Raw genomic sequence first — 25,019 nt, forward strand, 5'->3', positions numbered from 1 at the left:
GTTTATAATTTTGCGTAATCCGCTATTTCAACACTATCAAATTTCTCTAACGACTCTTTGTAGAATTCGGCCTGAGCCGGATCAACATGGCTGTGTGCTAACACTTTTTTCTTAGCCTGCTCGCTTGATCCTTTAAGCAATAATTTAACCTCGGCCATAGCTACTGATGGTAACACGCGGATAAACAACAGGAACAAGGTAAAGAACACACCGATTGAACCGATGAAGATACTTACCTCAACCCAGGTTGGATAGAACATGGCCCAGCTTGAAGGGATATAATCGCGGTGTAATGATGTTACGATAATTACGAAACGCTCAAACCACATACCGATGTTTACTACGATTGACAGGAACCATGAGAATGGAATGCTCAAACGTAATTTACGGATCCAGAATAATTGCGGAGAGATCACGTTACAGCTCATCATACTCCAGTATGCCCACCAGTACGGACCGGTTGCACGGTTGATGAACGCGTATTGCTCGTATTCAACACCAGAGTACCATGCGATAAAGAACTCGGTAATATAAGCCACACCCACGATTGAACCTGTTAAGATGATGATCTTATTCATGGATTCGATGTGGAACATGGTGATGTAGTTCTCTAACCCTAATACTTTACGTGCTACCAATAACAGGGTTTGCACCATGGCGAAACCTGAGAAGATAGCTCCCGCAACGAAGTATGGAGGGAAGATGGTAGTGTGCCAGCCTGGCTCTAATGATGTTGCAAAGTCCATTGATACAATGGTGTGTACCGATAGTACCAGCGGAGTTGAGATACCTGCCAAAATTAATGACACGGTTTCAAAACGTTGCCAGGTTTTTACTGAACCTGTCCATCCGAATGATAATATTGAGTAGATACGGCGGGTAATACCTGATGCACGATCGCGGATTGAAGCGATATCCGGCAATAGCCCTGTGTACCAGAATACTAATGATACAGAGAAGTATGTCGAGATCGCGAACACGTCCCAGATCAACGGTGAGTTAAAGTTAACCCAAAGCGAGCCGTATTGATTTGGTAATGGTAATGAGTAAACAGCCATCCATGGACGACCCATGTGAGCCACAATGTATGTGGCGGCACAAATTACCGCGAAGATGGTCATCGCTTCTGCCGACCGGTTAATGGAGTTACGCCAGTTTTGACGGAACAGTAACAATACCGCGGATATAAGCGTACCGGCGTGACCAATACCTACCCACCATACGAAGCCGGTGATATCCCAGGCCCAGCCTACTGTTTTATTTAAACCCCAGGCTCCAATACCGAACCAGAATGTATAACTAACTGCAACTACCCAAAGTAAAGCGCCTAATGATGCTACGGTAAAACCGATCCACCATGCTTTAGTTGGTTTATTTTCAACAGGGCGTAAAATATCGTTAGTTATCTGAGCATAGGTTATATCCTTGCCCGTAATTAACGGTTCCCTTATTATCGACTCGCCATGAGATGCCATATTCTAATCTCTATATATTGATGTAAAAATTATGCCTCTTGTTCAATTGTGTTTCTAACCTTAACCTGGTAACCAATACCTGGTTGTACGTTTAACTCTTCTAACACGTAGTAAGTTCTGTCGCTCTTAAGCGCTTTCGCTACTTCTGAGTTTTCGTCGTTCACGTTACCAAAAACAATAGCGTTAGTTGGGCAGGTTTGCTGACAAGCTACTTTAACATCGCCATCTTTCAACGGGCGTTTTTCAATTTTAGCTTTCAATTTACCTGCTTGTATACGTTGGATACACATTGAGCATTTTTCCATAACCCCACGGAAACGTGTTACCACATCGGGGTTAAGTACTAATTGTGTATGCTCGTTGTTTAAGTAGTTATCAAAACGTGAATCGTTCCAGTAGTTGAACCAGTTGAAACGACGTACTTTGTATGGACAGTTGTTAGCGCAATAACGTGTACCAATGCAACGGTTATAAGCCATGTGGTTTAAACCTTCGCTTGAGTGAACGGTTGCCAATACCGGGCAAACAGTTTCGCAAGGCGCGTGGTCACAGTGCTGGCAAAGCATTGGTTGGTAAACAACCGATACATTATCCAGGTTATCCAATTTATTGATCTCTTTTTCGCGTGTTACAGCGCTTGTACCATCATCGTTAAAGCTGTAATAACGATCGATACGAATCCAGTGCATCTCGCGACGACGGCGAACCTCGTCTTTACCTACAACCGGAACGTTATTTTCGGCATTACAGGCTACCACACATGCACCACAACCGGTACAGGCGTTTAAGTCGATAGCCATTACCCAGTTGTACTGAGGGCGCTCGTACTCATCCCATAAAGTGTAAACCTTATGCTCTTTGCTTTTGGCATTGCCGGATGTAGCGTCTTTTTTGTATTTCTCGAAAGATGTTTCCTTGATCACAGAACGGCCTTCGTAAGAGTGGTGCGTTTGTGTTTGAGCAAGGATTGATTTGTTACCAGTTTTTTCGAATGTTGCTACTGATGATGTTTGGAAAGTACCATTCTCTTTACTTAAGAAAGGGAATGCATTTTGACCAGCACCATTAGCTACCGGGCCGCCCAATGTGCGGCCATAACCTACGGCCACCGAAACGGTACCTTGCGCTTGTCCCGGTTGGAACAATACTGGCACCTCAATGGTGTAACCGTTAGCGGTGATCTTGATCACATCGTTTTCTTCCAAACCTAATTTCTCGGCAAACTTAGGGGCTATAGCAGCGTAGTTTTCCCAGGTTGCTTTTGAAACCGGATCAGGCAACTCTTGCAACCAAGGGTTGTTCGCTTTTTTACCATCGCGCATTACTGAGCTTTGGTAAACCTGTAACTCAATATCTTTATCGCCTTTAGCAGCTAACTTGCTGCTTTGAGCGGTTATAGTTTGAGCAACGCCGTTCAGATCTTTAGAGAAAGTGTATGAACCGGCTGCATTATCGGCAACTTTAACAAAACCTGTTTGCAATAAAGTTTCCCATCCTTTTTGACCAGAAAGAGCGCCTTTAGCTAATAAGTTTTTATTCCAGTTGTTTTTAACGTATGTGTAGTAATCTTTAGTAGCGTTATCGCTCCATATCAACAAGCTTTCTTCGGCCTGGCGGGTATTGTATACCGGGCGTATGGCTGGCTGAACAATGGTGTAGTAACCTTCAAGCACGTTAGCATCACCCCATTGCTCTAAATAGTTATGGTTTGGTGCAATCACGTTACATAGTGACGATGTTTCGTCGCCTATAGTAGATACGCCTTCGCCGTTGCCGCCGTGATCAGAGAAAGAAACTTTCAATCTCACTTTAGCCAGAGCATCAGCAAATTCTTTTGCTTTGAAGTAATCGTAAACAGGGTTAGCATCCAGGAAGAATACCGCGTCAACCGCGCCAGCCTTCATATCAGCAACCAACTCATTAATTTCGGTATCGTTACCAGCGTATTGTTTTGATGGGTTATCTAAATCGATAGTGTTGCCGTAGCTACCCAATAACGAGTTGATGGCGTTAACCAGGGTTTGTGTAGCAACATCGTTTGAACCTGCAACAACCAATGCTTTACCTTTTGCAGCCAACAACTCTTTAGCAGCGATCATGATCGATTTTTCTGCAGAAGGATTGTTTGACAGTTTAGCGCTTCCTGGTAAAGTTGTGCCGGCGATAGCGTTGTATAAGTTAATGATAGCAACACCTTCTTCTGACGGTTTAACCGGGATACGAACATCGGCGTTGGTACCTGTTACGCTCATGCCAGACTCAAACTGGATGTGGCGCGACATTTTTTTAGCTTCTAACGATTTTGCATTACGGTTAGAAACGTATTGGTTCATAAACTCGGCTTGCGAGATCCATGAGCCTAAGAAATCGGCACCGAAACTTACAATAACATCGGCTTTATCAAAACGGTAGTGAGGCAATACAGATTTACCAAAGCTGTTTTGATTAGCCTGGATAATACCTGTATAGGATACAGCATCGTAATTGATATGTTTAGCGTTTGGATAAGCAGCGATAAAATCGGCAATAACAGCTAAAGTAGACGGGCTGTTTACTGTTGAAGTTACCAAACGTATTTTTTTACCACCTGCTTTAATAGCGGCCAATTCTGATTTTACGAAGCTATCAACTTCATTCCAGCTTGACGCTCCACCTTTTAATGATGGGTTTTGCAAACGGTTTACATCGTACAGATCTAATACCGAAGATTGCGCCATTGCATTTAAACCACCTTTAGCTAACAGATCGTTAGGGTTACCTTCAATTTTGATAGGGCGACCTTCGCGGGTTTTAACTAAGATGGCGTGACCATCGTAAGTTGAGGTATAGTAGTTAGCTATACCTGGGGTAATTTCTTCGGGCTTTACTAAGTATGGGATTGATTTGTGAACCGGAACTTTTTGACAAGCCGCCAGAGAAACCGCGCCTACGCCAAAACCTACCGCCTTTAAAAAGCTACGACGCGGGGTTTTGTTCATTAAACCTGTTCCGCTCAATATCTCTTCAATTGGAATGGGCTCCGCAAACTCGTTTTTGTTCAACTCAACAAACTCTTCAGTTTTGTTCAGTTCTTCTAAACCTTTCCAGTATTTCTTATTGCTTTCCATTTAAGCTATTAACTGTAATTGTAAGTTCTTTTTATTAATAATGACATTTACCGCACTCAATACCACCTAACGCGGCAGCAGTAACTTTCTCACCGCGTTTCAACCTGTCGTGAACTTGTATCATGTTATCATAATACGCGTTTCCTTTATGGCCGTCTTTGCTGAAATCAACTTCGGTACGTTTGTGGCACTGGATACACCATTTCATTGTTAATGGTGAGTACTGACGAACTTCCTGCATGGTTTCGATCGGACCGTGACAAGTTTGGCATTTAATTTTACCAACTTTTACGTGTTGTGAGTGGTTAAAGTAAGCCAAGTCCGGAAGGTTGTGAACACGGATCCATTGGATAGGCTTCGCTTTGGTAGAATCGTATTTAGTGGTAGCCGGATCGTAACCCAAAGCATCGTAAATTTTATGAATTTCCGGCGATTCGGTTTTAACTGTCTTATGGCAGTTCATACAAACGTTAAGCGACGGGATAGTAGCATTTTTAGATTTATAAGCACCACCGTGACAATACTGACAATCAATTTTCATGACACCGGCGTGTAACTGGTGAGAGTATTTAATTGGCTGTACCGGCTGGTAACCTGTGTGAACGTTAGTGTTCCACAAGGTTGTCCACTGCCAGCTTGCACCGGCTATGGTAGCGCATAGTAAAAAGAAGAACACTAATTTTTTATTCTTTATTAGTTTTTTGAAAGTTGCAGCACGATCTGTAGCAACACCTTCTTCTTCGCCCTCTGGCAATAAACCTTGTTTGCCCAATAACAAACGCTCTAAGCTGCCAATAACCTTGTTCAATACCAATATAATGATAAAGGCAAGGATGATAACAGCTATTAAACCGAAGATAACTAAATCGCTTGGGCCATTATCTGCAGGTACACCACCGGTAGTACCAGTAGGGCCTTTTGGTGTATCCTGAATAGCTTTCCAATCCTTACGTACGTAAGCTATAATGTCAGCCACATCACCGTCAGACAGTTCGGCAAAAACCGTCATCCCAGCCTGGTTGTACTCGTTGTAAATCTTCAACGCCTTTGGATCCTTTGCAGCGATCAAAGCCTGGTTATTCTGGATCCATTTAGTTAACCACTTGTCGTCGGTTTCGGATGAGATGATTGGGCCCAATGCGGGACCAGTCATACGCGTATCGATCTTATGACAGGCGGTACATTTGGCCTTAAACAGAGCTTCACCCTTAGCGGCATCACCAGTTCCAGAAGCAGCGGCAGCTGCGGCCGGAGCTGCAGGCGTAGCGGGAGCTGTTTGTGCATTGGCAGAAAATCCCCAGACAGCGATACCTGCTACAAGTAGTACAGACCTGGAAAATTGCTTAATAATCAATGAGATATTTCTCATAAAGTGTATTTATGCTGAATAATATTTGTTTTAATGTTGTTGAAGTTTGGGAATAGCGTGTAGCCCCTCCCGATTTCAGTCCACAAAAGTATAATTTATTACATAATGGCTGACAAATTAATGACAGTTATATCTAATTTATAAACATTCTAAATAAATGATAAAAACGCTGCAAATTTTATCCAAACAGCGTTTTTATTTTATGACATTGCTTGCAATAGGTATTGTTTGCTTTGCACATTGGCAAAAACGAAAACAGCTATTTGGAAGTTTATTATTGTTTTAGTAGCCAGGCAAATATAAGCGGGGCTACAATGGTGGCATCACTTTCAACAATAAATTTGGGTGTGTGTATATCCAGTTTTCCCCAGGTAATCTTCTCGTTAGGTACTGCGCCAGAGTATGATCCGTATGAGGTTGTTGAATCGGAGATCTGGCAGAAATAGCTCCAGAAAGGTATTTCGGGCATCTCCATATCCTGATAAAGCATCGGTACAACGCATATCGGGAAATCACCGGCTATACCGCCGCCTATCTGGAAAAAGCCTATGCCCTTACCGGTTGAATTTTCGGGATACCAGCCAGCTAACCAGGCCATGTATTCGATACCGCTCTTCATGGTTAAGGCTTTGATCTCGCCTTTTATAACGTATGAGGCAAAAATGTTCCCCATTGTACTATCTTCCCATCCCGGCACTACAATTGGCAGGTTCTTTTCGGCAGCAGCCAGCATCCATGAGTTTTTAGGATCGATCTCGTAGTATTGCTCCAATACACCGCTTAATAGCATTTTGTACATGTATTCGTGCGGGAAATAACGTTCGCCGGCGGTATCGGCATCTTTCCATATTTTATGGATATGCTTTTGTAAGCGGCGGAAGGCTTCTTCTTCGGGGATACAGGTATCGGTAACCCGGTTGTAGTGGTTCTCTAATAAGTCCCATTCATCCTGCGGGCTTAAATCGCGGTAGTTGGGTACGCGTTTGTAGTGCGAATGCGCAACCAGGTTCATGATATCTTCTTCCAGGTTGGCCCCTGTGCAGGATATGATCTGAATTTTATCCTGACGGATCATCTCGGCTAAAGAGATACCCAATTCGGCGGTACTCATGGCACCACCCAGGGTAACCATCATTTTACCACCTTCCAGCAGGTGCGTTTCGTATCCTTTGGCGGCATCCATTAATGCCGCCGCGTTAAAGTGCAGATAGTTTTTTTCTATGAATTGGGATATTGGCCCGCGTTGTGTATCGCTCATGATAGTTGTTGTTGATTTTTGTGCAAAAGTAGAAAAAAGTATTTAGTCGGGAAGTCCGAAAGACGGAAAGTCCGGAGACTGGCAAAAGAGACAGAAATGAATGATCGCGGTTATTTGTCTTTTCGGACTCGCCGACTTTGCAGACTTCCGGACTATTTTCTTAATTTTAGTGCGACCAATTTTACTGATATGAAATACAAATTTTTGATCTCTGTATTAACTATAGTTACAATATCGCAAATGGCAAAGGCTCAGGTTGCACCTATATTACCACCATTATCTCTTCCGACCAATGTTATTAAGCTTTGGCCGGATAGCGTTCCGAACTCTAAAAAGGCTCCGGCTACTTATGCGGAGAAAACAGAAAACAACCGCACCAGTATGGTTACCGATCCGGTTTTGATACCTTACTTCCCCGAAAAGGGTAAAGCTAACGGAACGGCAGTGGTTATTTGCCCGGGTGGTGGTTATAGCCGTTTGGCGATGGATATTGAAGGTGTTGATGTGGCTAAAAAGTTTAACGCCATTGGCATTACCGCCTTTATATTAAAGTACCGTTTGCCCAGCGACGAAATTATGGTTGATAAAGCCATAGGCCCTTTGCAGGATGCGCAACGATCAATACAACTGATTCGCCAACGCGCGGCTGAGTGGAATATTAATGCTGCTAAGGTTGGGATCATTGGCTTTTCGGCGGGCGGACATTTGGCTTCGACAGCGGGAACGCATTTTTATAACGCGGTTATTGAGAAGAAGGATACCATTAGTTTGCGCCCGGATTTTATGATGTTGTTGTACCCGGTGATCAGTTTTGGCGAAATGGCGCATAAAGGATCAATGCAACGTTTACTTGGTGATAAACCTATCCAGGAGCTGATTGACCTATACTCGAACGAAAAACAGGTTAAAGCCACTACTCCACCCACTTTTATTGTACAGGCTGAAGATGATAAAACTGTACCGGTACAAAACAGCCTGATGTTTTATTATGCCTTGCTGGCTAACAAAATACCTGCGGAGCTGCATATTTACCCTAAAGGCGGACATGGTTTTGGGCTGAACAATAAGACGACGAAAGATTATTGGTTTGATAGCGCTACACATTGGCTGGATGCTAATGGGTTGCTGACGAAGGCCCCCTAACCCCCTGAAGGGGGAACTTTTGATTGATTAATAGCAGAGGGATGGCGTCGAGAAGCCCCCTCCGCCCCCTGTCTGCCGACAGGCAGGCTCTCAAGAAGGGAAATCGCACTATGCCTAAGATTTTTTGAACCGGGGCAACCTAAGGGTATGCGCGTTTCGTATACCTATCAAATACCTCAACCTACTTATCTTTTAATGAAACGCATTTTACCAACCATCGTTATCTCACAATTTTTTTGCACCTCACTTTGGTTTGCAGGGAACGCAATAATGGGCGATATGGTGAAACGGTTTGGGATTGAACCTGGTTACCTGGCGCATTTAACGAGCGCCGTGCAGTTAGGGTTTATTGTGGGGACATTGGTTTTCGCGGTGTTGAGCATAGCCGACCGGTTTTCGCCTTCAAGGGTTTTCTTTGCTTGCGCGATTGTGGTGGCATTTATTAATTTGGCAGTAAGTTTTGATGGGATAGGTTTAAGCGGATTGCTATTGCTCCGATTTATGACCGGCTTTTTTTTGGCTGGGATATACCCCGTGGGAATGAAAATAGCATCCGACCATTACCAGCAGGGTTTAGGTAAATCGTTAGGATTTTTAGTTGGGGCCCTGGTATTGGGCACGGCCTTCCCTCATTTTTTAAAGAGTATGACGGGTGCTTTGCCCTGGCGATATGTAATTTACACTACATCGGCACTTTCGGGCGTAGGTGGTTTGGCTATGCTGGCTTTTGTACCCGATGGGATGTACCGTAAGGCGGGCCAACGATTAAACTTAACTGGTTTTTTACATGGGTTTAAGGATAGCAAATTCCGGTCGGCGGCGTTTGGGTATTTTGGGCATATGTGGGAACTGTATGCCTTTTGGGTTTTTGTGCCGGTGATACTGGCGGCCTATAACAGCCGTTACCCGGATGCGGGATTGAATGTTCCGATATTATCCTTTTTAATTATAGGTGTTGGTAGTTTAGCATGTGTGATGAGCGGATATTTATCGGGATGGTTTGGTGCTAAGAGGGTGGCTACTGTTGCTTTACTAACATCGTGTATCTGTTGTTTGGTTTCGCCTTTGTTGTTGTTCAACCAATCGGCTACCTTGCTCATCGTATTCTTATTTATATGGGGCATGGCTGTTGTGGCAGATTCACCTTTGTTTTCGACTTTGGTTGCACAGAATGCCCCGGCGGAAACTAAAGGAACATCGTTAACTATTGTGAACTGTATTGGGTTTAGTATAACTATTGTAAGTATACAATTAATTGGTGCTTTGCGAAATGATGGGAACGTGCAGTTTATTTATATGTTGCTGGCGGTAGGGCCGATGCTGGGGTTGAGCTCCCTCCGCCCCCTGAAGGGGGAACCTTTGAAAAGACAGATAATATCGAACACCGAATATTGAACGTCGAATATTGAAGTGACTTCAGTGTTAGATATTCGGTGTTTGTTATTCGATATTGATCTTTCTATTTCTCGCCCAGCACTTCGTCAACCATGCCGAATGCTTTGGCTTCGGCGGCTGTCATCCAGTAATCCCGGTCGGATGCATCGTGAACGTGCTGATAGGATTGACCGCTGTGTTTGGAGATGATATCATAAAGTTCCTTTTTCATGATCTGCATCTGGCGGTGGGTGATCTCGATATCAGATGCCTGGCCCTGTACTCCGCCTAATGGCTGGTGTATCATTACCCTGGAATGTTTTAATGCCGCGCGCTTACCCGCTGCCCCGGCGCAAAGCAGTATCGCACCAAACGAAGCCGCCATACCTACACAAATGGTACCTACATTGGGGCCTATTAACTGCATGGTATCGTAAATGCCTAATCCGGCGTAAACCGAACCTCCTGGTGAATTAACATACAACTGAATATCCTTTTTATCATCTACAGATTGCAAAAACAGGAGTTGCGCCTGGATAATGTTGGCTATCCTATCGTCAACGGCTTCGCCAAGGAAGATGATACGATCCATCATCAGGCGCGAGAACACATCCATCTGGGCTACGTTTAATTGCCTTTCTTCGGTGATATAGGGCGTCATGGCGGTGGGTAGCACAGTGCTGTTTTGTACACGGGAAATGAAACCATCTACATATTGGCTGCCGATGCGATGATGCATTACGGCGTATTTGCGGAATTCTTTTTGATCGATATTCATGATTATTTGGGGATTAATAATTGGGTTATAAATGCGCTGGAAAGGACACACCCCTCCACCCCTCTCAAGAGGGGAATCGCACGCTTCCCCCGCTCAAATGGTTTTAAGAATTAGTAATGATGTTGTTGTTTACTTTTTGAACAAGCTAATTAACCTTTGCATGAAGCTATTGGGTTTATTCAAAAGCTTTTGGTGGACTGCTTCTATCTCTGCTTTGAGTTGTTTGCGACCGTATTGCTCAACTATTTGGTAGGTGCTATTTTGCAGGGCTACTTTATCCCTTAACGGGATGTTTAAAATCAGGTTTGCCTGGAATAATAAACTATCTGCCGGGTGGTTGCGGTTAAACAGGTGATCTTCTATGGCTTTGATCTCATTCAAGGAAGTCCTCATAGTGCAGTGATTTTTGTTTAACGGTATCCCTAACTTTCTCTAAACATTTGTATTTCTGTACGGTGGCCGAATGCGTACCCGAGTAGCCGAACAATTGGGTTATCTGGGTTAGGGGCAACTTATCGTAATAAAAGGCCTTGAGCACTTCCATACATTTTTGGCCGGTGGTTTCGAGGTAATGCATCAATTTATTGGATGCGTATTGATGTTGCTCTTCTTGCGGTTGATCAACGTTGGCAACATCAAGCGGAATATTGCCCGCGTTATCGCGATAGGTTTTGAGCCAAAGGTGTTTGGCTATACCTAATATATAGGCCTTATCGCTGCTTTGCAGAGTGACGCTGTTGCTGAGTACTTTTTCGTAATAGATCACCAGCGCATCCTGAAAGATATCCTTAGCCTGATCAAACGAGCCACCCATTTTGGCTACATATTTTGCCACTATGGGGAAAGCTTTTTGATAGAGCGTTGTAAATAGCTCCTCCCGGCTTTGCTTTGTATTGATCGGTTTTGACTGCATACAATTTGGTATTTAATAGTATGTGGGCGATATTGGCAATATATCACCCGAAGATTGTGAATTTTTTTTAGATTGTTGTTTTTTGGATGGTTTAGATCTTGCATAGTTTCCGCTCATAGCCGCGGGGGCTTAGTTACTTTTTGTCGCCACAAAAAGTAACCAAAAAAGGCTGTCAGCAGGAGGCTTCTTTTCGCACAGTCCATTGCGCACAAGCGGAGAGAACTCACGGGCTGGATGCCTTTTCCCCAAAGGCTGCATAAGGCCTGCGCTATGAAAAGTCAAGAGGCCCTTCCCTACTCACAGGCCTGCACGTTCTCTCCGCTTTTGGCCGAAGCTGCCTGCTGACGGGTGGCTGGGTTCAAATTGTGTTTTGGAGTTTGGCTGGGCTATGGTTTGCGTTAAGGATAGAAGCGGATACCGGCCTGTGATTAAGGCCTATGTAGTATGAGCGGATAGCCTGGGCCGAAGGTAACGCCCAAATGAGGTAAGATGGAAGATGTGTGTATATTTTGAGAAATACTGTGAAATCAGCGCTTATACAATTTGCGCACTTTGCTTACCTTTGACCTACTATGAGCGAAGAACGATCATTAAATTTTTTAGAAGAGATAGTTGAAGAGGATATTAGCGCAGGCAAGCATGATGGCAGGGTATTAACCCGATTTCCGCCGGAGCCTAACGGGTATTTGCATATTGGGCACGCTAAGTCTATTTGTCTGAATTTTGGTTTGGCTAAGAAGTATAACGGCAAAACCAATTTGCGTTTTGACGATACCAACCCTGTTACCGAGGATACTGAATACGTTGACAGCATAAAGCAGGATGTGAAATGGCTGGGTTTTGACTGGGCCAATGAGTTTTACGCATCCGACTACTTTGACCAGATATATGGCTTTGCTGTTAAGTTAATTGAAGCCGGTTTGGCTTATGTTGACGATAGCACCGCCGAAGAGATTGCCGCGCAAAAAGGCACGCCTACCGAACCTGGTACCGGTAACGAATACCGTAACCGCAGCGTGGAAGAGAACCTGCGCCTGTTTACCGAAATGAAGGAAGGCAAGTACCCGGATGGCGCCAAGGTTTTGCGTGCCAAGGTTGATCTGGCATCGCCAAATATGCTGATGCGCGACCCTTTGATGTACCGCATTAAACATGCGCACCACCACCGCACGGGCGATAAATGGTGTATTTACCCGATGTATGATTTCGCGCACGGGCAGAGTGATTCGATCGAAGAAATTACGCATTCGATATGTACGCTGGAGTTTGTATCGCACAGGGATATGTACGAGTGGTTTATTGAGAAGCTGGGCATTTTTGAATCGCACCAATACGAATTTGCGCGTTTGAACATGACTTATACCGTGATGAGCAAGCGTAAACTTTTGCAACTGGTAAAAGAGAACCATGTGGAAGATTGGGACGACCCGCGTATGCCAACCATCAGCGGTTTGCGCCGCCGTGGTTATACGCCGCATTCTATCCGTGAGTTTTGCGAGCGCATTGGTGTGGCCAAGCGCGAGAATATGATAGACGTGAGCTTGCTGGAGTTCTGCATCCGCGAGGATCTGAATAAAACGGCATGGCGCAGGATGGCGGTGCTTGATCCGGTTAAGTGTATCATTACCAATTTCCCGGAAGGTGTTGAGGAAATGCACTTTGGAGAGAATAACCCGGAAGCAGAAGGTGGCGATGGTGGCCGTGATATTCCGTTTAGCCGTGAAATTTGGATTGAGCGTGAAGATTTTATGGAGGAGGCTCCCAAAAAATTCTTCAGGCTTGGGCCGGGTTTGATGGTGCGTTTGAAGAATGCTTACATTATAAAGTGTGACGATTTTGTAAAGGATGCCGGGGGTAATATTACCGAGATCCATTGCTCATACATTCCGGAATCACGCTCGGGTAGTGATACCAGCGGGATTCACGTTAAGGGTACCATCCATTGGGTGAGTGTCGCCCATGCTAAAACCGCCGAAGTACGTTTGTACGACCGCTTGTTTAAGGTGGAAGATCCATCTAACGAGGATGGTGATTTTAAGGAGTATTTGAACCCGGATAGCTTAAAGGTGATCAACGCTTTTGTTGAGCCGGATATGGTTACCTTGCCTACAGGTAAAACCGTTCAGTTTATCCGTAAAGGGTATTTTTGTTTAGATAAAACCTCGACGGCGGATAAGCTGGTGTTTAACCGGACCGTTACTTTGAAAGATGGTTGGGTGAAGAAGTAATTCTCACTTGATATTTATAAAGCCCTGTTCTTTGTTGAGCGGGGCTTTTTTGATTTATCAGGGTATTATTTGATAAGCACTCTAAGTTAGGTCATCGGCCGTTCAATTGCCGCTGGGCTTACACGTTCTCCACGCTTTGGCCGAAGCTGCCTGCTGACGATAACAAGAAAATCAGACACAAAATCAGGGAGCGAGAACCTTCACCTTTTTCTTATTTATCATCCTCCTTTGCTGTGGTGGAAGGCGAAGGATACGCCCGCGGCTACTCCGGCGCTGAAGTACCAGTAGCTATTTTGGAAGAAGATGTTGTAATCGTCTTGTCCGCGGTAGCCGCCGCCAGCCATTAGGGCCACGTTTTGCATAAAGGGAAACTGGTAGTAATAAGTGGCGGCTATGTTAAGGCGCTTGTTTATACGGGTGATGGCGTAGCCCGCGTAATCGTCCATAATATATTGGAAATCAACCTGCATACGCATCCAGTTGTTGTAGGTAGTTTTACTGCGGTTAATAGCATCGGGGCGGGCTTTAGCCAGGTTGTACATCCAGCTTCCGTTGAGGCGGACGAAGCCGTAGTTGCCTTTTAGAGCTTCGGCTACGCCCTGGTTGATGAGGCCCGCGTGGAGTTCGAGGCCCAGGGTTTGATAGCGGTTGGTGATGATGTTACCCCTATCCACCCGTTTGCCGTTGGTATAGGCTATAGTGTAAAAGTTGGTGGTAAACTTGCCGCTATCGGTATTGAACGTGCCGTTGGGATTTAGGGTTGGGCCGCGCACGCCGTTGCTGTGGTGCGAGTAGGACAGCGACATGAACGATGGCTCATGATCGTTACGGTTGAGGCGGAAGTAGAGCGTACCGCCGGGCATATAGCTTGGTGATTTTACGGGCGCGCCTTGTGTGGCCAGCAACCGTAGCTTTACGCGAGGATTGAAGATGAACGCGAACCTTGATTTCGGTGTGGCGAAGAGTACAAAGTTGCCGGTTAGATCGGCCACTAACTGAGTTGGGATGGGGCCGCCGTACTCGTTGCCGAAGGTGGCTACACGGGCGTTTTGCAGGTAAATATTATCGTAGTTTTGGTTGAGTACGCGGGTTTCGGTTTGTTTATCGGCTATGGTATCTTTGATGTTTCCGGTTTTGGGTGGGTCTATTTGAGCGGTGGCTTTTAAACTTGTGATGAGCAGAATAGCGAGCAGTATATTTTTGAGCATGGCTTATGGTTTGCTGATGATATACGCTTGAAATGGGGGTTTGGTTTGATTAATTTTTTTACTGCGGGGTGCGTAGTGGCGACTTTGCACCCTATGCTTTGAGTTCATGACACCCCTGCGCATCGGGTGGGGTTGACGGGTAATTTCACTTATGTGGATAAAACTTACAAAGCTGCTAACGGAGGAAAACTGTAAGCTATTTCGCTTGAGGGTAGACAGAGTCTACAGGCATATTAGTCCGAAGTCAGAGACTTCGGACAGCGAGGGGAAACAACACAGGTTGATAATAAACAAATGATGAATAATTTAACAGGTATCTTTTTCATTGTAAACTTAAGAATGAATGCTTATTTGAGTTCCAAAAATACATTCATCTAAAAAAGGCGGTCTTCTTTCGAGCCTTATATCTTTAAAATGATTTAATAAATAAAACCCATTTGAAAAATCCCAAGGAGAATATTCTTTAAAAAAATTATCCAAACTCCTTTTCACTTGTTCATAGGCGTTTTTTTCGCTATCTGTGACTGGATTACATCTGACAAACCGATTATTTTGATCGAATGCCCGGTTATCATAATACAAATCATATACATTGGCAATTACACTTATTTTAGCCGTTAACCAATAAGGCTCATTTTGTTTTTCAGCAGTAATAATATGAGCACAAAACGAAGGAGAAAAAGTTGTAGATAGATTGAGTGAATTGTCTAATATTCGAACATTTACGTTACTTTTTATTTCAGCAAGAAACGATAACCAATTGTTTTGATCATTGTAAGCCTCCGTACATTTTTCAATCATTTTTTTAGATGAGGGATGATTTATATACAGGGGATCATCTAAGGCTATATCTGGGGAGTAGTATGCGTTCGCTATAGCTATTAGCTCTTGAGTGCTCATGACATATTATTAAGGATGAATACTAAGATATGGCCCGAATACGCATTCATCTAAATACGGTTTTCGGCCATGGTTCTTTACATTTCCCATTTGATGCAATACGTAAAAACCATCAGAGAAACTAAGTTTGGAATAGTCTTTAAAATATTTAAAAAGAGCATTTTCAATTAGTATAAACGATGCTGTTTCGGATTCTGAAATAGGATTTATTCTCAAAAAACGTTTATTTTGATTTTGGGCAATGTTATCGTAATATAACATATAGACTGGCGCTATAACGCTTATTTTTAATATCAAATTACATTGTTCCTTTTCATCGGAAATGATAGAGGCTATTAATGACGGGTTATTTTGAAACAATAAACTATAATCCCAAATCTGAATACCTAAATTAGCTTTTATTTCAGTTAATAAATTATTCCAATTATCTTTATTAAAGGTTGAACAAATATTGGATAACTTTTTAAACTCGTCTGTTTGTAAAAGCGACTGTTCATCATCCAAATCCACTTCTGGAGGATAATAGGCTTTCACTACTTTTTTCAATTCATTCAAATTCATTTTCTAGTCACAAGGGTTAGTACCATAACGAATAATTGGGGTACCGGGGCTGATACTTGCTTTGGCTTTTACCCCCGGAGCTCTAAGTACAGCAATTAGTGTAGCTTGTACTAAGGAAGCAAACTCTTTAGAATATGTTACCTGTGCACCAGCACTCAGGAAGAAATCAACTCCATGCGTGTTAGCGATAGTAGCTTCTGCTGCTAACAAAGCTGCTGCTGTAGCAGTTTGAGCAGAAGCATAGGATACATAAGTTGGTATTCCAATTTCAATATCAAATTTAATAAATTTCGTTCCGAAAACATTATCCTGTATACCCAAATTATAATTGACAATTCCGACGGCCATCCACTCACTTGTTATCTGTGTAAATTTCAGGGCGCAGGGTTTAACAGGAGCAAGTTTATAACATGGTGCAGCAGCAGGAGGCTCTGGCGGTCCATCTCCAGGAACGTCCCCTATAGGGTCTTGCATTCCAGTGACTACTATGGTTTTTATGGAATTTACTGTACCGGTATCTAGTACGCAAGGGTTTGGGTTACTTGAACCACCACCATCGCCACCGCCTTCACAAACTGTAAATGCAAACTCCACATCGAAGATGTCGCCGTACTGGTCATAAGTAACCCAATACCAATCCTGACAAACGGTAGTATATGGATCCTGATCTGCAAATGTTTTTATACCTTGAGTTGTTTGTGTAGTTGTTGACGGTTTTTTATCGGTAAATGGTATGATGTACCCGTTTTTATAACCATAACTACGTATAAACTTACCTTTGGGTGTAAAGTACATTACTATACCGCTAAAATCGGTATCAATCTTTCGGTAGGTATTGTGTGAAAGTTTGCTTAAATCGTTATTAACGTAAGTGGAATCGGCTACGATCATCATCACATATGCCTGGTATTTACCGCCTGATTTTAAGATCAAGAACGAGGTACGGGTATAGGCTTTATTGTAAGATTTTAATGTGTTTTTGATACTGAAACTAAATTTACCGGATGGATCGAGGGGCATTTCAATCACATCTTTACTCAGTTTGTTATAAGTAGCATTGTGTATCCAGTCGGGCTTGATCAATTGGCTCATATCGCCATTGGTAGAATGCACGCCTGTGCTTAATGTAGTTATAGGGCTTTTGACGATGCTGGTTGAATTTTGCGGATAGGTACTTTCGTACCAGGTTTTGGCTTGCTGGATCTCGGGGTTGGTAACATCGAGTGTTTCGGAAATATCTTTACGGCAGCTGTGAATAATGAACATTAACGCGATACAGGATAAAAGTACGCTTGCCCTAATGATTAATGATTTGGTGAAATGGTTTTTCATTTAATGTAATGAGGTTTAGGTTTACTAAGATGATAATAATAAATAATATTTCACGACCGTATGAATATTATTTATTGATTGTAACAATACTTTTATCGGGGTTGGTTATTGGGGTAATTTTAGTTATTAACTTGTTTATATTTAATTAGTTACATATATTTGTATTTTATTTACCGAAGCTAGTTCGGTATTATTTTAAGCAGAATTATGGCCGCTTTTCTCCGTGCGGTTGCTTCGTGCCTCGCAATGACACAGTTTAATATTCCCTTTTTGTGTTGAGGCCTTGTGTTTGCCATTTGGCTTTTCTTTTCTGAATTTTTCAAAATCAATTATATAAAACCATAAACATATGATACGTGTAACACCAAATTTGAGCGAGCAACAGATTTGCTTTTGTGATGAATATTTAGTGAGCTTTAATGCTTACCGGAGCGCTATTAACAGTGGCTATAGTGAGAATACTGCCCGAAAGGGTGAACTTTTGCACTACCCTAAGATACAGGAGTATTTGCGGATGAGGATGCAGGAGCGGAGCGACCGGATGGAGATTACGCATGATATGATACTGCGGGAGTATGCTAAAATCGCTTTTAGCAATATAGCTAATTATTATGATGAGCGTGGTGATTTGAAACCGGCTTGTGAGCTAACCGAGACTGAAATGGCGGCTATTAGCTTTTTGGAGACGAGGAACATAGCGGAGCCGGATGGATACATTGTTGGCGCGGTTACTAAAATTAAGCTGCATAATAAGATGGCGGCGCTGGATAAGATTGCCAGGCACCTGGGTTTCTTTGAGACTCAAGAATCAAGAGCCAAGAATCAAGACAAAAAAGAGCAGGAAGCGGGAAGCTTGAAGCCGGAAGCTTTGGTTGTTGACGTGGATGGTGATTTAGGATTTGTTGCCGGGAATGGAACTAAAAAAGACGAAAATATTCTTACTTTATCCCCCCTTGTGGATGCGATGGATGAGGGTTGCAGCAATTTGGTTATTAACGGTTGTACCACAAGGGAGACCCTTGCGGGAGCGTTGTGTGATCAGGATACCAAACAAAAATCGCCTGCCAGATGGCAAGCGATCAAGTATGTTAGATAGGAATCGAAATTCCAACTTCTGCAATCCTATACTCCAACACTGTCCCCGGTAATGATGCGCTCAATTTCGGCGTTATCATAAATAGGGTTGGCACCGCAGCAACTGGCTACATAGCCGCCAATTCCGCAGGCTTTTTCGAGGATCTGATCCATTGGGTATTTGTTGAGCAGGCCGGCAACAAAGGTTGCCAAAAAGGCATCACCCGCGCCAACGGTATCTTCTACTTCTATTTTAAAGCCGGGGTGTTCGTAAAAATGCTCGTCGTGCCATACCATGGCGCCGTTTTCGCCCCGGGTTACGATGATGGTTTGGCAATGGTACTTTTTCTGAAACTCGATGATCTTATCTTTTAAAGGTTCATCGTAGGCGCTGATAAGCAGGTTGGCTTCTTCCTCGTTCATCTTTACCACATCGGCCATAGCGGCCAGGGTTTGTATGGTTGAGAGTTCCCAATGCGGGCTGCGCAGGTTCACATCAAATACTTTGAGCAGCTTGTTTTCAACCAAAAGGGTCATTAACGTATTGCGGCTGGTTGCGGTGCGGCAGGCTAAACTGCCAAATACAATAACATCGGTATGTTTAATGCGGTTGAGCAAGGCTTCGTCGCTGCGGATGTTATCCCAGGAAACTGGTTTGGGTATTACATAGGTGGCTTGTTGTTTGGCATCCAGTTTAACAGCAACCTGGCAGGTAGGCAGCTTATCATCGTGCTGAATGAGTTCGCCGTAAAGCTTGTTTCTTCGTAAAAACTCTACGAGTTCGTCGCCCAGATCATCATTACCTACCCTACTGATCAACCCGGCATTCACCTTTTGCTGAACCAGGTGCATAGCCACATTCATGGGTGCGCCACCGGGCTTTTTTTCCTGGCCAAAGGTATCCCATAAAACTTCGCCGAAACACAGAACTTGTTTTTTCATTTGAGTTGTTGTTTTTTGAAAGCTTCCGCAGACCTTACAAAGCTAAAGCGTTTACCGCATGTATTTGTTTTATTTACCTACTTAATAGTGGGTAGAGTGTAAAAAGTTATCTACAATTGTTTATTGTATTTGTGAATTAAGAAAAGAGAACCAAGAATCAGGAGGCAAGAATCAAGAACTTTAAATATTTGCTATTTTTATAATATGAAGAAACTTATCTTTTTGTTTTGTCTCTTGATTCTGGTCTCTTGCATCTCACTAAAAGCTCAAAACAAGCAAGCCATTTTAAAAGTGCTCGAAACACAGCGCATAGCCTGGAACAATGGGGATATCCCGGCGTTCATGCAAGGGTACTGGAAATCGGATTCGCTAATGTTTGTTGGCAAAAGCGGCCCTACTTATGGCTGGCAGCAAACATTGGAGCATTATAAAAAAGGTTATCCCGATAAGGCGACAATGGGTGTGTTGAGTTTCAAGATACTGAAAGTAGACATACTTGACCCAAGCAATGCCTTTGTATTAGGCGGATGGAATTTAAAGCGTGAAAAAGATGCCCCGGGCGGTTATTTCACCTTATGGTTTAGAAAGATAAAAGGTGTGTGGGTGATCGTTTGTGATCATACGAGTTAACATGCCTAAAGTTATTATTACAGGTTGGCGTTATGGTCTCCAAAAAATCAGTTTGACTAAACTGCAGGCTGATTCGCTAAACATGGGTTTAAAGGAGTCAAAAAAGAACGTTACTGATATCCTTGATGGCAAGCAGGTTGAATTTGATATCCCCGATATTAAGGTTGCAAAGAAATTTATGCTCGAAGCAGAATGGTTAGGTGCCAATTGCACGTTAATAGAATAGTTATTTTATTCCCCCTTTAGGGGGGTAGGGGGCTACACTGGTTTCCCCGCCTTCAATTCCCTTTCAGCCCATTTCACCGCCAGCTTCTCTCTAAACTTAGCATAGGGTACTTTAAAGGCCATTTTCAATAAGCTATCTAAACCGCCTTTAATAGCCAGATTATATAAACTGGCCGCCTTTCGGGATAAGGAAGCATCCCAGGCACGCAGGCTTAACGAGTACGAACCATCCAGATACTTCATCCAATGCCAGTAACCGGTGGGCATAAATAAGGTATCGCCATGCTCCAGAAAAGCCTGCTGGCCTTCTACTCCTTCCAGTGCAGGGAATTTGGTGGTATCGGGGTTCAGCACATCATAATCTTCCAAAGCATAGGTAGCGTTGGGGATACAGTATAAACGGCGTTTCCACTTATTCTCGAACAATATCACATGTTTGCGGCCACCAAAATGAGTATGGAAGATATGCGGAAGATCAATATCATAATGCAAAAACGTAACCGAGTTTGAGCCACCAAAAAACATGGCAGGCATACTTTCTAAAAAGCCCCCCATTAAATCTTTAGGCATCACAATATCGTTCATCAGTTGCGGGGCCTGCTTAAATATATTAAAGAAGAAGATGCGCAGCTCGGTAGGTTTTGACCGGATGAGATCTATATACTCGCCAAATTGCATATGCGTAGTGGCCGAGTTGATGGGTTTAGCGGGATCGGCTTTGGAGTTATCGTACAGTGGTACTACCTTATCGCCAACGGCTTGCTTTAAATATTCGGGGGTCCATTTATCACGGGCGGGCCAATCTTTGGTAAGCCCTTTTATAACCAGCGGACGGCGTGGCTTGAGGTATTTCTCTGTAAAATCAGCCTTGCTAATGGTATCAACCGTATCAATATCGCTCAGTATAAAGCCCATACGTTAAATCTAAAGTGGCAAAGTTATTCAATTATTAACAATGCTTGTATTAACGTTGTGTTAACCCCAATTATTACCCACAAAAAAGCCCGGCGCTCAAGGCAGCCGGGCCAATTGTAATGTTATTAAAGCGTATGCTTAGTTAGGCATCAACACTGTGTTCACTACGTGTATCACACCGTTCTTTTGGTTCACATCGGCAATCGTTATCCACGATTTTCCGCCTTTTTCGTCGACCAGGTAAACTTTTTTACCTTGCATCATGGCAGTTAAAGTACCGCCCTGTACGGTTTTAAATTCGGCTTTGCCCATGCCTGCTTTAATTTTAGTTATAATATCGGCAGCGCTAAATTTACCGGCCAATACGTGGTAAGTTAAAATTTTAGTCAGGGTTGCTTTGTTTTCTGGTTTAACTAAAGTTTCAACAGTACCTTTTGGCAATTTGTCAAAAGCCTCGTTAGTTGGGGCAAACACAGTGAACGGGCCAGCGCTCTTTAAAGTTTCAACCAAACCGGCAGCTTTAACAGCGGCCACAAGTGTGGTATGATCTTTAGAGTTAACCGCGTTATCAACAATATCTTTTGTTGGATACATGGCTGCGCCACCAACCATTTTGGTTTGAGCGTAAGTTTTTGGGGCTACTGCAAGAGCTACTAATGCAAAAGCTGCGATGAATAATTTTTTCATTTTCGTTGTTTTTTTTAGTTAGTAATGAACTTGCCTGCAGGGCTTTCTATAGGTTGATTTTTTGTTTGTTAACAACCTGATAAAGCATTCATATTTAATTTGATAGAGTTACGTCAAAGCTTTGCACTTTGGATTTACACAATCGAAAATACATTGCAATAAACTAATTATCAACACATTAAAATAACAACTAAAAGTAGTAATTGAATTTTTGAGATGCAGTTTTGCTAAAAAAACAACTCGGCGGCAATCTTATCGGCGTACAATTTACCCTCGGGAGTAAGGGTTATCACGCGCTCTTTCCGGGTTATCCAGCCCTTATCAAAAAATTCTTCCGCGGCCTTGATCAATTCCTGATCTGATTGCTTGCTGATGCTGTTAAGCTTATCCAGATCCAGGCCCCACATGGTACGGAGCGATGTCATAATATACTCGTTCAGCCTGTCTTGTTCGCTTAGTTCTTCCCGCTCGGCGGGGATGGTATTTAAGCTTAAAGCCGATATATATTTGGCGTTATTAGCCACGTTCCATTGCCGCGCCTCACCATTAAACGAGTGTGCCGATGGGCCGATACCCAGATACTTCACCCCTTTCCAATAGTTAGAGTTGTGGCGCGAGTACTGTCCCGGAAGGCAAAAGTTTGAGATCTCGTATTGCTCATAGCCCTGGCTTTGCATTTCATCGAGTAGTACCATAAACTGGTCGGCGCTTTGAGCCTCGTTCATGGGCGCGAATACCTTCTTTTCGATAAAGGATGCCAGCGCGGTTTTAGGTTCAACCGTCATGCTGTAAGCCGATATATGCGGAATGTTCAGCTCAAATATCTGCTCCAGGTTATGCTTCCATTTATGGTCGGTAAGCAAGGGGTAGCCGTATATCAAATCGGCGGTTAGGTTGCTGAAACCAGCATCCTGTACCCGCTTTACCGATGCTTCGGCCTCATTACTGCGGTGCGCACGGTTCATCCAAAACAGGTCCTCATCGTAAAAGGATTGGATGCCAATGCTAAAGCGATTGATTGCCGTTTGGCGAATCTCTTTTACCCGCTGCTCGTTCAGATCATCAGGATTAGCTTCGATGGTAATTTCGGCATCTGATGCTACGGTATGGTATTTCGTTATCGTGTCAAACAAAGCATTGATCTCGTCGCCAGTTAATAACGATGGTGTACCACCGCCAAGGTAAATGGTTTCGACGGTTTGGCCGGATAGGTAATCTTTTTGCAGTCGGATCTCGTTCTGCAAAGCCTTCAAAATATCGCCTTTGTATTGCAGCGAGGTGCTGAAATGGAAATCGCAGTAATAACAAGCTTGTTTACAAAAAGGGATGTGGATATATATGCCGGCCATGCTTTTATTTAATACCTGTATAAAGTGTACAAGTACAATTGTGTATCAGTCAGCAAAAATAGCAAAATGCTTAGGTAACCGTCGTAATTGTTTTTGCTTAAAACTCCTCGATAACCTTTGTGCCATCTAACCAACTGATCATATTTAAAACCAGGTAGTTCCAGTTTTGGAATCCTTTATTCAGGATAGGCTCACCTGTATCGGGTTCGTAATACTCGTGCAGGGCGCCTGTTTTTTGATAATCCTTTCCAAATAGCATAATGGTTTTTACGGCCATATCTTTTGCCTGTTTATCAAACCCGTATTTAACCAAACCCCGATAGGTTAAATAATTAGAGATGCCCCAAATAGGCCCTAACCAGTTAGATGGATTATTGCTTGCCCTAACGCTGTACATTTTTTCGAGTTTCGAAAGCGTTCTTACCCCATAACCGGCACCAAAAGTTTTTGGGTTTTCAAGGTTTTCACTTACCATCCGTTTAGCCTGTTCGGGGGTAGCTATCCCGGCCCACATAGCCATAAAGCCCGACCATACGCCTATTCTCTGAATAAGGCAATCATATGATCTGGGGAAGCCAGTATGCAAGATGAAGGTTTGGCCAAATATTACCGATGGCTGGTTGGTAACCGGCCGCAAATTAATATCTACCGAATAATAAAAGCCATCTTTTTCATCCCAGCAGTTTTTTTGGATGGCCGCTTTAAGTTCATCCGCGTCTTTATCATACTCTGTACTAATGTCTTTCAAATTTAACTGAGTTGCTAAATACACCATCGCTTTTAACTCCTTATACATTAAGCAATTTAAAAATATGGACGCGGAGCTGCCAGGTGGCCTAAAAAACGTAGACGGATCGTTATCAACACCAATAGCCAAATCATCCTGCCAGTAATACAAGCCGGTTGGTTTATTACGATGGTGCGATTGATAGTTATTGATAAATGCCTGCATTAGGGCAAACTTTTCGCGCAGCCACTCTGCGTTACCATTATTCATCCGGGTTAAAAATGCCGCATGTTGGGCAAGTACCGGTTTATGCATGTTGGTTGTGTAAATATTTTGTGGCTTAATTTTTTCGGGGTCAGATTTTTTGGCAATTAAAATTGGCATATAACCATCAAACCCCGTGTACGATAAATAATTGAGCACACAGCCTTGCTCAAAGCGTACAGCATCCTTCTTATCACTTTCTGATCCCTTGTCCGACAGGATCTGCCTTAGGGCGATGTTACTTAACCACGAATCCCAATCCCACAGGTCATTAGCGTATGCGCTACTCCCTGGTGTAATATAGGCATAATTTAAAGCGCCACCCGGTTCGCGGAACATTCCTTTATAATCGGCATAGATGTTTTTCTTAATGATATTGATATTCTGCCTTACGCTGTCGGCAGTTTGCGAAAGCGCCACTGAGCACTTTAAAATAAGCAATAAAAGCAGGCCTTTCCTTTTCATAGCAGGTATATAATGGTTTGGCTGTTGTTTGGTAGTAAGTAAATTGGTTGTGCAATTTATAAATCAAGAGGTTAATAACCTTAAAAATGATGCAA

At 43.2% G+C, this 25,019-nt stretch carries 22 protein-coding genes; 6 read left to right on the forward strand and 16 right to left on the reverse strand.

Annotated elements, in window-relative coordinates; all coding sequences use genetic code 11:
* Nucleotides 1-2 precede the first annotated feature (2 nt).
* From nrfD to ABIN91_RS20970, 4 genes are all read right to left on the reverse strand, one after another.
* On the reverse strand, nucleotides 3-1,475 hold the full coding sequence (nrfD, locus tag ABIN91_RS20955; protein WP_348053550.1) for an NrfD/PsrC family molybdoenzyme membrane anchor subunit: 1,473 nt from the start codon (nucleotides 1,473-1,475) through the stop codon (nucleotides 3-5).
* A 29-nt stretch (nucleotides 1,476-1,504) separates the two neighbouring features.
* Nucleotides 1,505-4,582, reverse strand: a complete 3,078-nt coding sequence (locus ABIN91_RS20960) for a TAT-variant-translocated molybdopterin oxidoreductase (protein WP_348053551.1) — start codon at nucleotides 4,580-4,582, stop codon at nucleotides 1,505-1,507.
* A gap of 34 nt (nucleotides 4,583-4,616) precedes the next feature.
* A complete protein-coding gene (locus ABIN91_RS20965; protein WP_348053552.1) occupies nucleotides 4,617-5,951 on the reverse strand; it encodes a c-type cytochrome in 1,335 nt (444 codons plus the stop codon).
* Between the two features lie 274 nt (nucleotides 5,952-6,225).
* Nucleotides 6,226-7,209, reverse strand: coding sequence for a deoxyhypusine synthase family protein (locus tag ABIN91_RS20970; protein WP_348053554.1), 984 nt, complete (start codon nucleotides 7,207-7,209; stop codon nucleotides 6,226-6,228).
* A gap of 189 nt (nucleotides 7,210-7,398) precedes the next feature.
* Between ABIN91_RS20970 and ABIN91_RS20975 the strand changes: the two genes are divergently transcribed.
* Nucleotides 7,399-8,352 carry an alpha/beta hydrolase gene (locus ABIN91_RS20975; protein ID WP_348053555.1) on the forward strand — a complete coding sequence of 318 codons (954 nt, stop codon included), beginning with the start codon at nucleotides 7,399-7,401 and terminating at the stop codon, nucleotides 8,350-8,352.
* Between the two features lie 195 nt (nucleotides 8,353-8,547).
* On the forward strand, nucleotides 8,548-9,747 hold the full coding sequence (locus ABIN91_RS20980) for an MFS transporter (protein WP_348053557.1): 1,200 nt from the start codon (nucleotides 8,548-8,550) through the stop codon (nucleotides 9,745-9,747).
* A 64-nt stretch (nucleotides 9,748-9,811) separates the two neighbouring features.
* On the opposite strand, the gene ABIN91_RS20985 is transcribed toward ABIN91_RS20980, so the two are convergent.
* The 3 genes from ABIN91_RS20985 to ABIN91_RS20995 all read right to left on the reverse strand — a co-directional run bounded on the left by ABIN91_RS20985 (nucleotide 9,812) and on the right by ABIN91_RS20995 (nucleotide 11,417).
* A complete protein-coding gene (locus tag ABIN91_RS20985; RefSeq protein WP_348053562.1) occupies nucleotides 9,812-10,504 on the reverse strand; it encodes an ATP-dependent Clp protease proteolytic subunit in 693 nt (230 codons plus the stop codon).
* A 129-nt stretch (nucleotides 10,505-10,633) separates the two neighbouring features.
* The gene (locus ABIN91_RS20990; RefSeq protein WP_348053564.1) at nucleotides 10,634-10,897 is read right to left on the reverse strand and encodes a hypothetical protein; all 264 of its coding nucleotides are present in this window, start codon (nucleotides 10,895-10,897) and stop codon (nucleotides 10,634-10,636) included.
* Nucleotides 10,878-11,417 carry a sigma-70 family RNA polymerase sigma factor gene (locus ABIN91_RS20995; protein WP_348053565.1) on the reverse strand — a complete coding sequence of 180 codons (540 nt, stop codon included), beginning with the start codon at nucleotides 11,415-11,417 and terminating at the stop codon, nucleotides 10,878-10,880. The genes ABIN91_RS20990 and ABIN91_RS20995 overlap by 20 nt, the downstream gene beginning before the upstream one ends.
* Nucleotides 11,418-11,989: 572 nt before the next feature.
* Here ABIN91_RS20995 and ABIN91_RS21000 point away from each other — a divergent pair.
* Complete coding sequence (locus ABIN91_RS21000; protein WP_348053567.1) at nucleotides 11,990-13,645, forward strand: glutamine--tRNA ligase/YqeY domain fusion protein; 1,656 nt, start codon at nucleotides 11,990-11,992, stop codon at nucleotides 13,643-13,645.
* 218 nt (nucleotides 13,646-13,863) lie between these two features.
* On the opposite strand, the gene ABIN91_RS21005 is transcribed toward ABIN91_RS21000, so the two are convergent.
* From ABIN91_RS21005 to ABIN91_RS21020, 4 genes are all read right to left on the reverse strand, one after another.
* Nucleotides 13,864-14,853 (reverse strand): hypothetical protein, encoded by a 990-nt coding sequence (locus ABIN91_RS21005; RefSeq protein ID WP_348053569.1) that lies wholly within the window; start codon nucleotides 14,851-14,853, stop codon nucleotides 13,864-13,866.
* A 333-nt stretch (nucleotides 14,854-15,186) separates the two neighbouring features.
* Nucleotides 15,187-15,753, reverse strand: coding sequence for a hypothetical protein (locus tag ABIN91_RS21010; protein ID WP_348053570.1), 567 nt, complete (start codon nucleotides 15,751-15,753; stop codon nucleotides 15,187-15,189).
* Between the two features lie 9 nt (nucleotides 15,754-15,762).
* Nucleotides 15,763-16,314 (reverse strand): hypothetical protein, encoded by a 552-nt coding sequence (locus ABIN91_RS21015; protein WP_348053571.1) that lies wholly within the window; start codon nucleotides 16,312-16,314, stop codon nucleotides 15,763-15,765.
* 3 nt (nucleotides 16,315-16,317) lie between these two features.
* Complete coding sequence (locus tag ABIN91_RS21020) at nucleotides 16,318-17,646, reverse strand: hypothetical protein (RefSeq protein WP_348053572.1); 1,329 nt, start codon at nucleotides 17,644-17,646, stop codon at nucleotides 16,318-16,320.
* A 349-nt stretch (nucleotides 17,647-17,995) separates the two neighbouring features.
* Between ABIN91_RS21020 and ABIN91_RS21025 the strand changes: the two genes are divergently transcribed.
* A complete protein-coding gene (locus ABIN91_RS21025; protein ID WP_348053573.1) occupies nucleotides 17,996-18,742 on the forward strand; it encodes a terminase small subunit in 747 nt (248 codons plus the stop codon).
* A 26-nt stretch (nucleotides 18,743-18,768) separates the two neighbouring features.
* Here the strand turns inward: ABIN91_RS21025 and ABIN91_RS21030 are convergent, their stop codons facing one another.
* A complete protein-coding gene (locus tag ABIN91_RS21030) occupies nucleotides 18,769-19,662 on the reverse strand; it encodes a carbohydrate kinase (RefSeq protein ID WP_348053574.1) in 894 nt (297 codons plus the stop codon).
* Nucleotides 19,663-19,866: 204 nt separating this feature from the next.
* Here ABIN91_RS21030 and ABIN91_RS21035 point away from each other — a divergent pair, with 204 nt between their 5' ends.
* Entirely contained in the window at nucleotides 19,867-20,292 is a 426-nt protein-coding gene (locus ABIN91_RS21035) for a nuclear transport factor 2 family protein (protein WP_348053575.1), read from the forward strand.
* Nucleotide 20,293: 1 nt separating this feature from the next.
* A complete protein-coding gene (locus ABIN91_RS21040) occupies nucleotides 20,294-20,518 on the forward strand; it encodes a hypothetical protein (protein WP_348053576.1) in 225 nt (74 codons plus the stop codon).
* A gap of 32 nt (nucleotides 20,519-20,550) precedes the next feature.
* Here the strand turns inward: ABIN91_RS21040 and ABIN91_RS21045 are convergent, their stop codons facing one another.
* The 4 genes from ABIN91_RS21045 to ABIN91_RS21060 form a co-directional block, all read right to left on the reverse strand.
* Nucleotides 20,551-21,432 carry a cupin-like domain-containing protein gene (locus tag ABIN91_RS21045; protein ID WP_348053577.1) on the reverse strand — a complete coding sequence of 294 codons (882 nt, stop codon included), beginning with the start codon at nucleotides 21,430-21,432 and terminating at the stop codon, nucleotides 20,551-20,553.
* Between the two features lie 138 nt (nucleotides 21,433-21,570).
* A complete protein-coding gene (locus ABIN91_RS21050; RefSeq protein ID WP_348053579.1) occupies nucleotides 21,571-22,119 on the reverse strand; it encodes a fasciclin domain-containing protein in 549 nt (182 codons plus the stop codon).
* A gap of 227 nt (nucleotides 22,120-22,346) precedes the next feature.
* Nucleotides 22,347-23,468 carry a radical SAM family heme chaperone HemW gene (hemW, locus tag ABIN91_RS21055; protein ID WP_348053580.1) on the reverse strand — a complete coding sequence of 374 codons (1,122 nt, stop codon included), beginning with the start codon at nucleotides 23,466-23,468 and terminating at the stop codon, nucleotides 22,347-22,349.
* Between the two features lie 97 nt (nucleotides 23,469-23,565).
* Nucleotides 23,566-24,924, reverse strand: a complete 1,359-nt coding sequence (locus ABIN91_RS21060) for a trehalase family glycosidase (protein WP_348053581.1) — start codon at nucleotides 24,922-24,924, stop codon at nucleotides 23,566-23,568.
* Nucleotides 24,925-25,019 lie beyond the last annotated feature (95 nt).

Origin of the sequence: Mucilaginibacter sp. (assembly GCF_039921305.1) — a bacterium.
Classification (GTDB): domain Bacteria; phylum Bacteroidota; class Bacteroidia; order Sphingobacteriales; family Sphingobacteriaceae; genus Mucilaginibacter.

Excerpts from the sequence above, each read along its gene's own strand:
- nrfD (WP_348053550.1), bottom strand. The coding sequence starts at position 1,475 with ATGGCATCTCATGGCGAGTCGATAATAAGGGAACCGTTAATTACGGGC.
- ABIN91_RS20960 (WP_348053551.1), bottom strand. The coding sequence starts at position 4,582 with ATGGAAAGCAATAAGAAATACTGGAAAGGTTTAGAAGAACTGAACAAA.
- ABIN91_RS20965 (WP_348053552.1), bottom strand. The coding sequence starts at position 5,951 with ATGAGAAATATCTCATTGATTATTAAGCAATTTTCCAGGTCTGTACTA.
- ABIN91_RS20970 (WP_348053554.1), bottom strand. The coding sequence starts at position 7,209 with ATGAGCGATACACAACGCGGGCCAATATCCCAATTCATAGAAAAAAAC.
- ABIN91_RS20975 (WP_348053555.1), top strand. The coding sequence starts at position 7,399 with ATGAAATACAAATTTTTGATCTCTGTATTAACTATAGTTACAATATCG.
- ABIN91_RS20980 (WP_348053557.1), top strand. The coding sequence starts at position 8,548 with ATGAAACGCATTTTACCAACCATCGTTATCTCACAATTTTTTTGCACC.
- ABIN91_RS20985 (WP_348053562.1), bottom strand. The coding sequence starts at position 10,504 with ATGAATATCGATCAAAAAGAATTCCGCAAATACGCCGTAATGCATCAT.
- ABIN91_RS20990 (WP_348053564.1), bottom strand. The coding sequence starts at position 10,897 with ATGAGGACTTCCTTGAATGAGATCAAAGCCATAGAAGATCACCTGTTT.
- ABIN91_RS20995 (WP_348053565.1), bottom strand. The coding sequence starts at position 11,417 with ATGCAGTCAAAACCGATCAATACAAAGCAAAGCCGGGAGGAGCTATTT.
- ABIN91_RS21000 (WP_348053567.1), top strand. The coding sequence starts at position 11,990 with ATGAGCGAAGAACGATCATTAAATTTTTTAGAAGAGATAGTTGAAGAG.
- ABIN91_RS21005 (WP_348053569.1), bottom strand. The coding sequence starts at position 14,853 with ATGCTCAAAAATATACTGCTCGCTATTCTGCTCATCACAAGTTTAAAA.
- ABIN91_RS21010 (WP_348053570.1), bottom strand. The coding sequence starts at position 15,753 with ATGAGCACTCAAGAGCTAATAGCTATAGCGAACGCATACTACTCCCCA.
- ABIN91_RS21015 (WP_348053571.1), bottom strand. The coding sequence starts at position 16,314 with ATGAATTTGAATGAATTGAAAAAAGTAGTGAAAGCCTATTATCCTCCA.
- ABIN91_RS21020 (WP_348053572.1), bottom strand. The coding sequence starts at position 17,646 with ATGAAAAACCATTTCACCAAATCATTAATCATTAGGGCAAGCGTACTT.
- ABIN91_RS21025 (WP_348053573.1), top strand. The coding sequence starts at position 17,996 with ATGATACGTGTAACACCAAATTTGAGCGAGCAACAGATTTGCTTTTGT.
- ABIN91_RS21030 (WP_348053574.1), bottom strand. The coding sequence starts at position 19,662 with ATGAAAAAACAAGTTCTGTGTTTCGGCGAAGTTTTATGGGATACCTTT.
- ABIN91_RS21035 (WP_348053575.1), top strand. The coding sequence starts at position 19,867 with ATGAAGAAACTTATCTTTTTGTTTTGTCTCTTGATTCTGGTCTCTTGC.
- ABIN91_RS21040 (WP_348053576.1), top strand. The coding sequence starts at position 20,294 with ATGCCTAAAGTTATTATTACAGGTTGGCGTTATGGTCTCCAAAAAATC.
- ABIN91_RS21045 (WP_348053577.1), bottom strand. The coding sequence starts at position 21,432 with ATGGGCTTTATACTGAGCGATATTGATACGGTTGATACCATTAGCAAG.
- ABIN91_RS21050 (WP_348053579.1), bottom strand. The coding sequence starts at position 22,119 with ATGAAAAAATTATTCATCGCAGCTTTTGCATTAGTAGCTCTTGCAGTA.
- hemW (WP_348053580.1), bottom strand. The coding sequence starts at position 23,468 with ATGGCCGGCATATATATCCACATCCCTTTTTGTAAACAAGCTTGTTAT.
- ABIN91_RS21060 (WP_348053581.1), bottom strand. The coding sequence starts at position 24,924 with ATGAAAAGGAAAGGCCTGCTTTTATTGCTTATTTTAAAGTGCTCAGTG.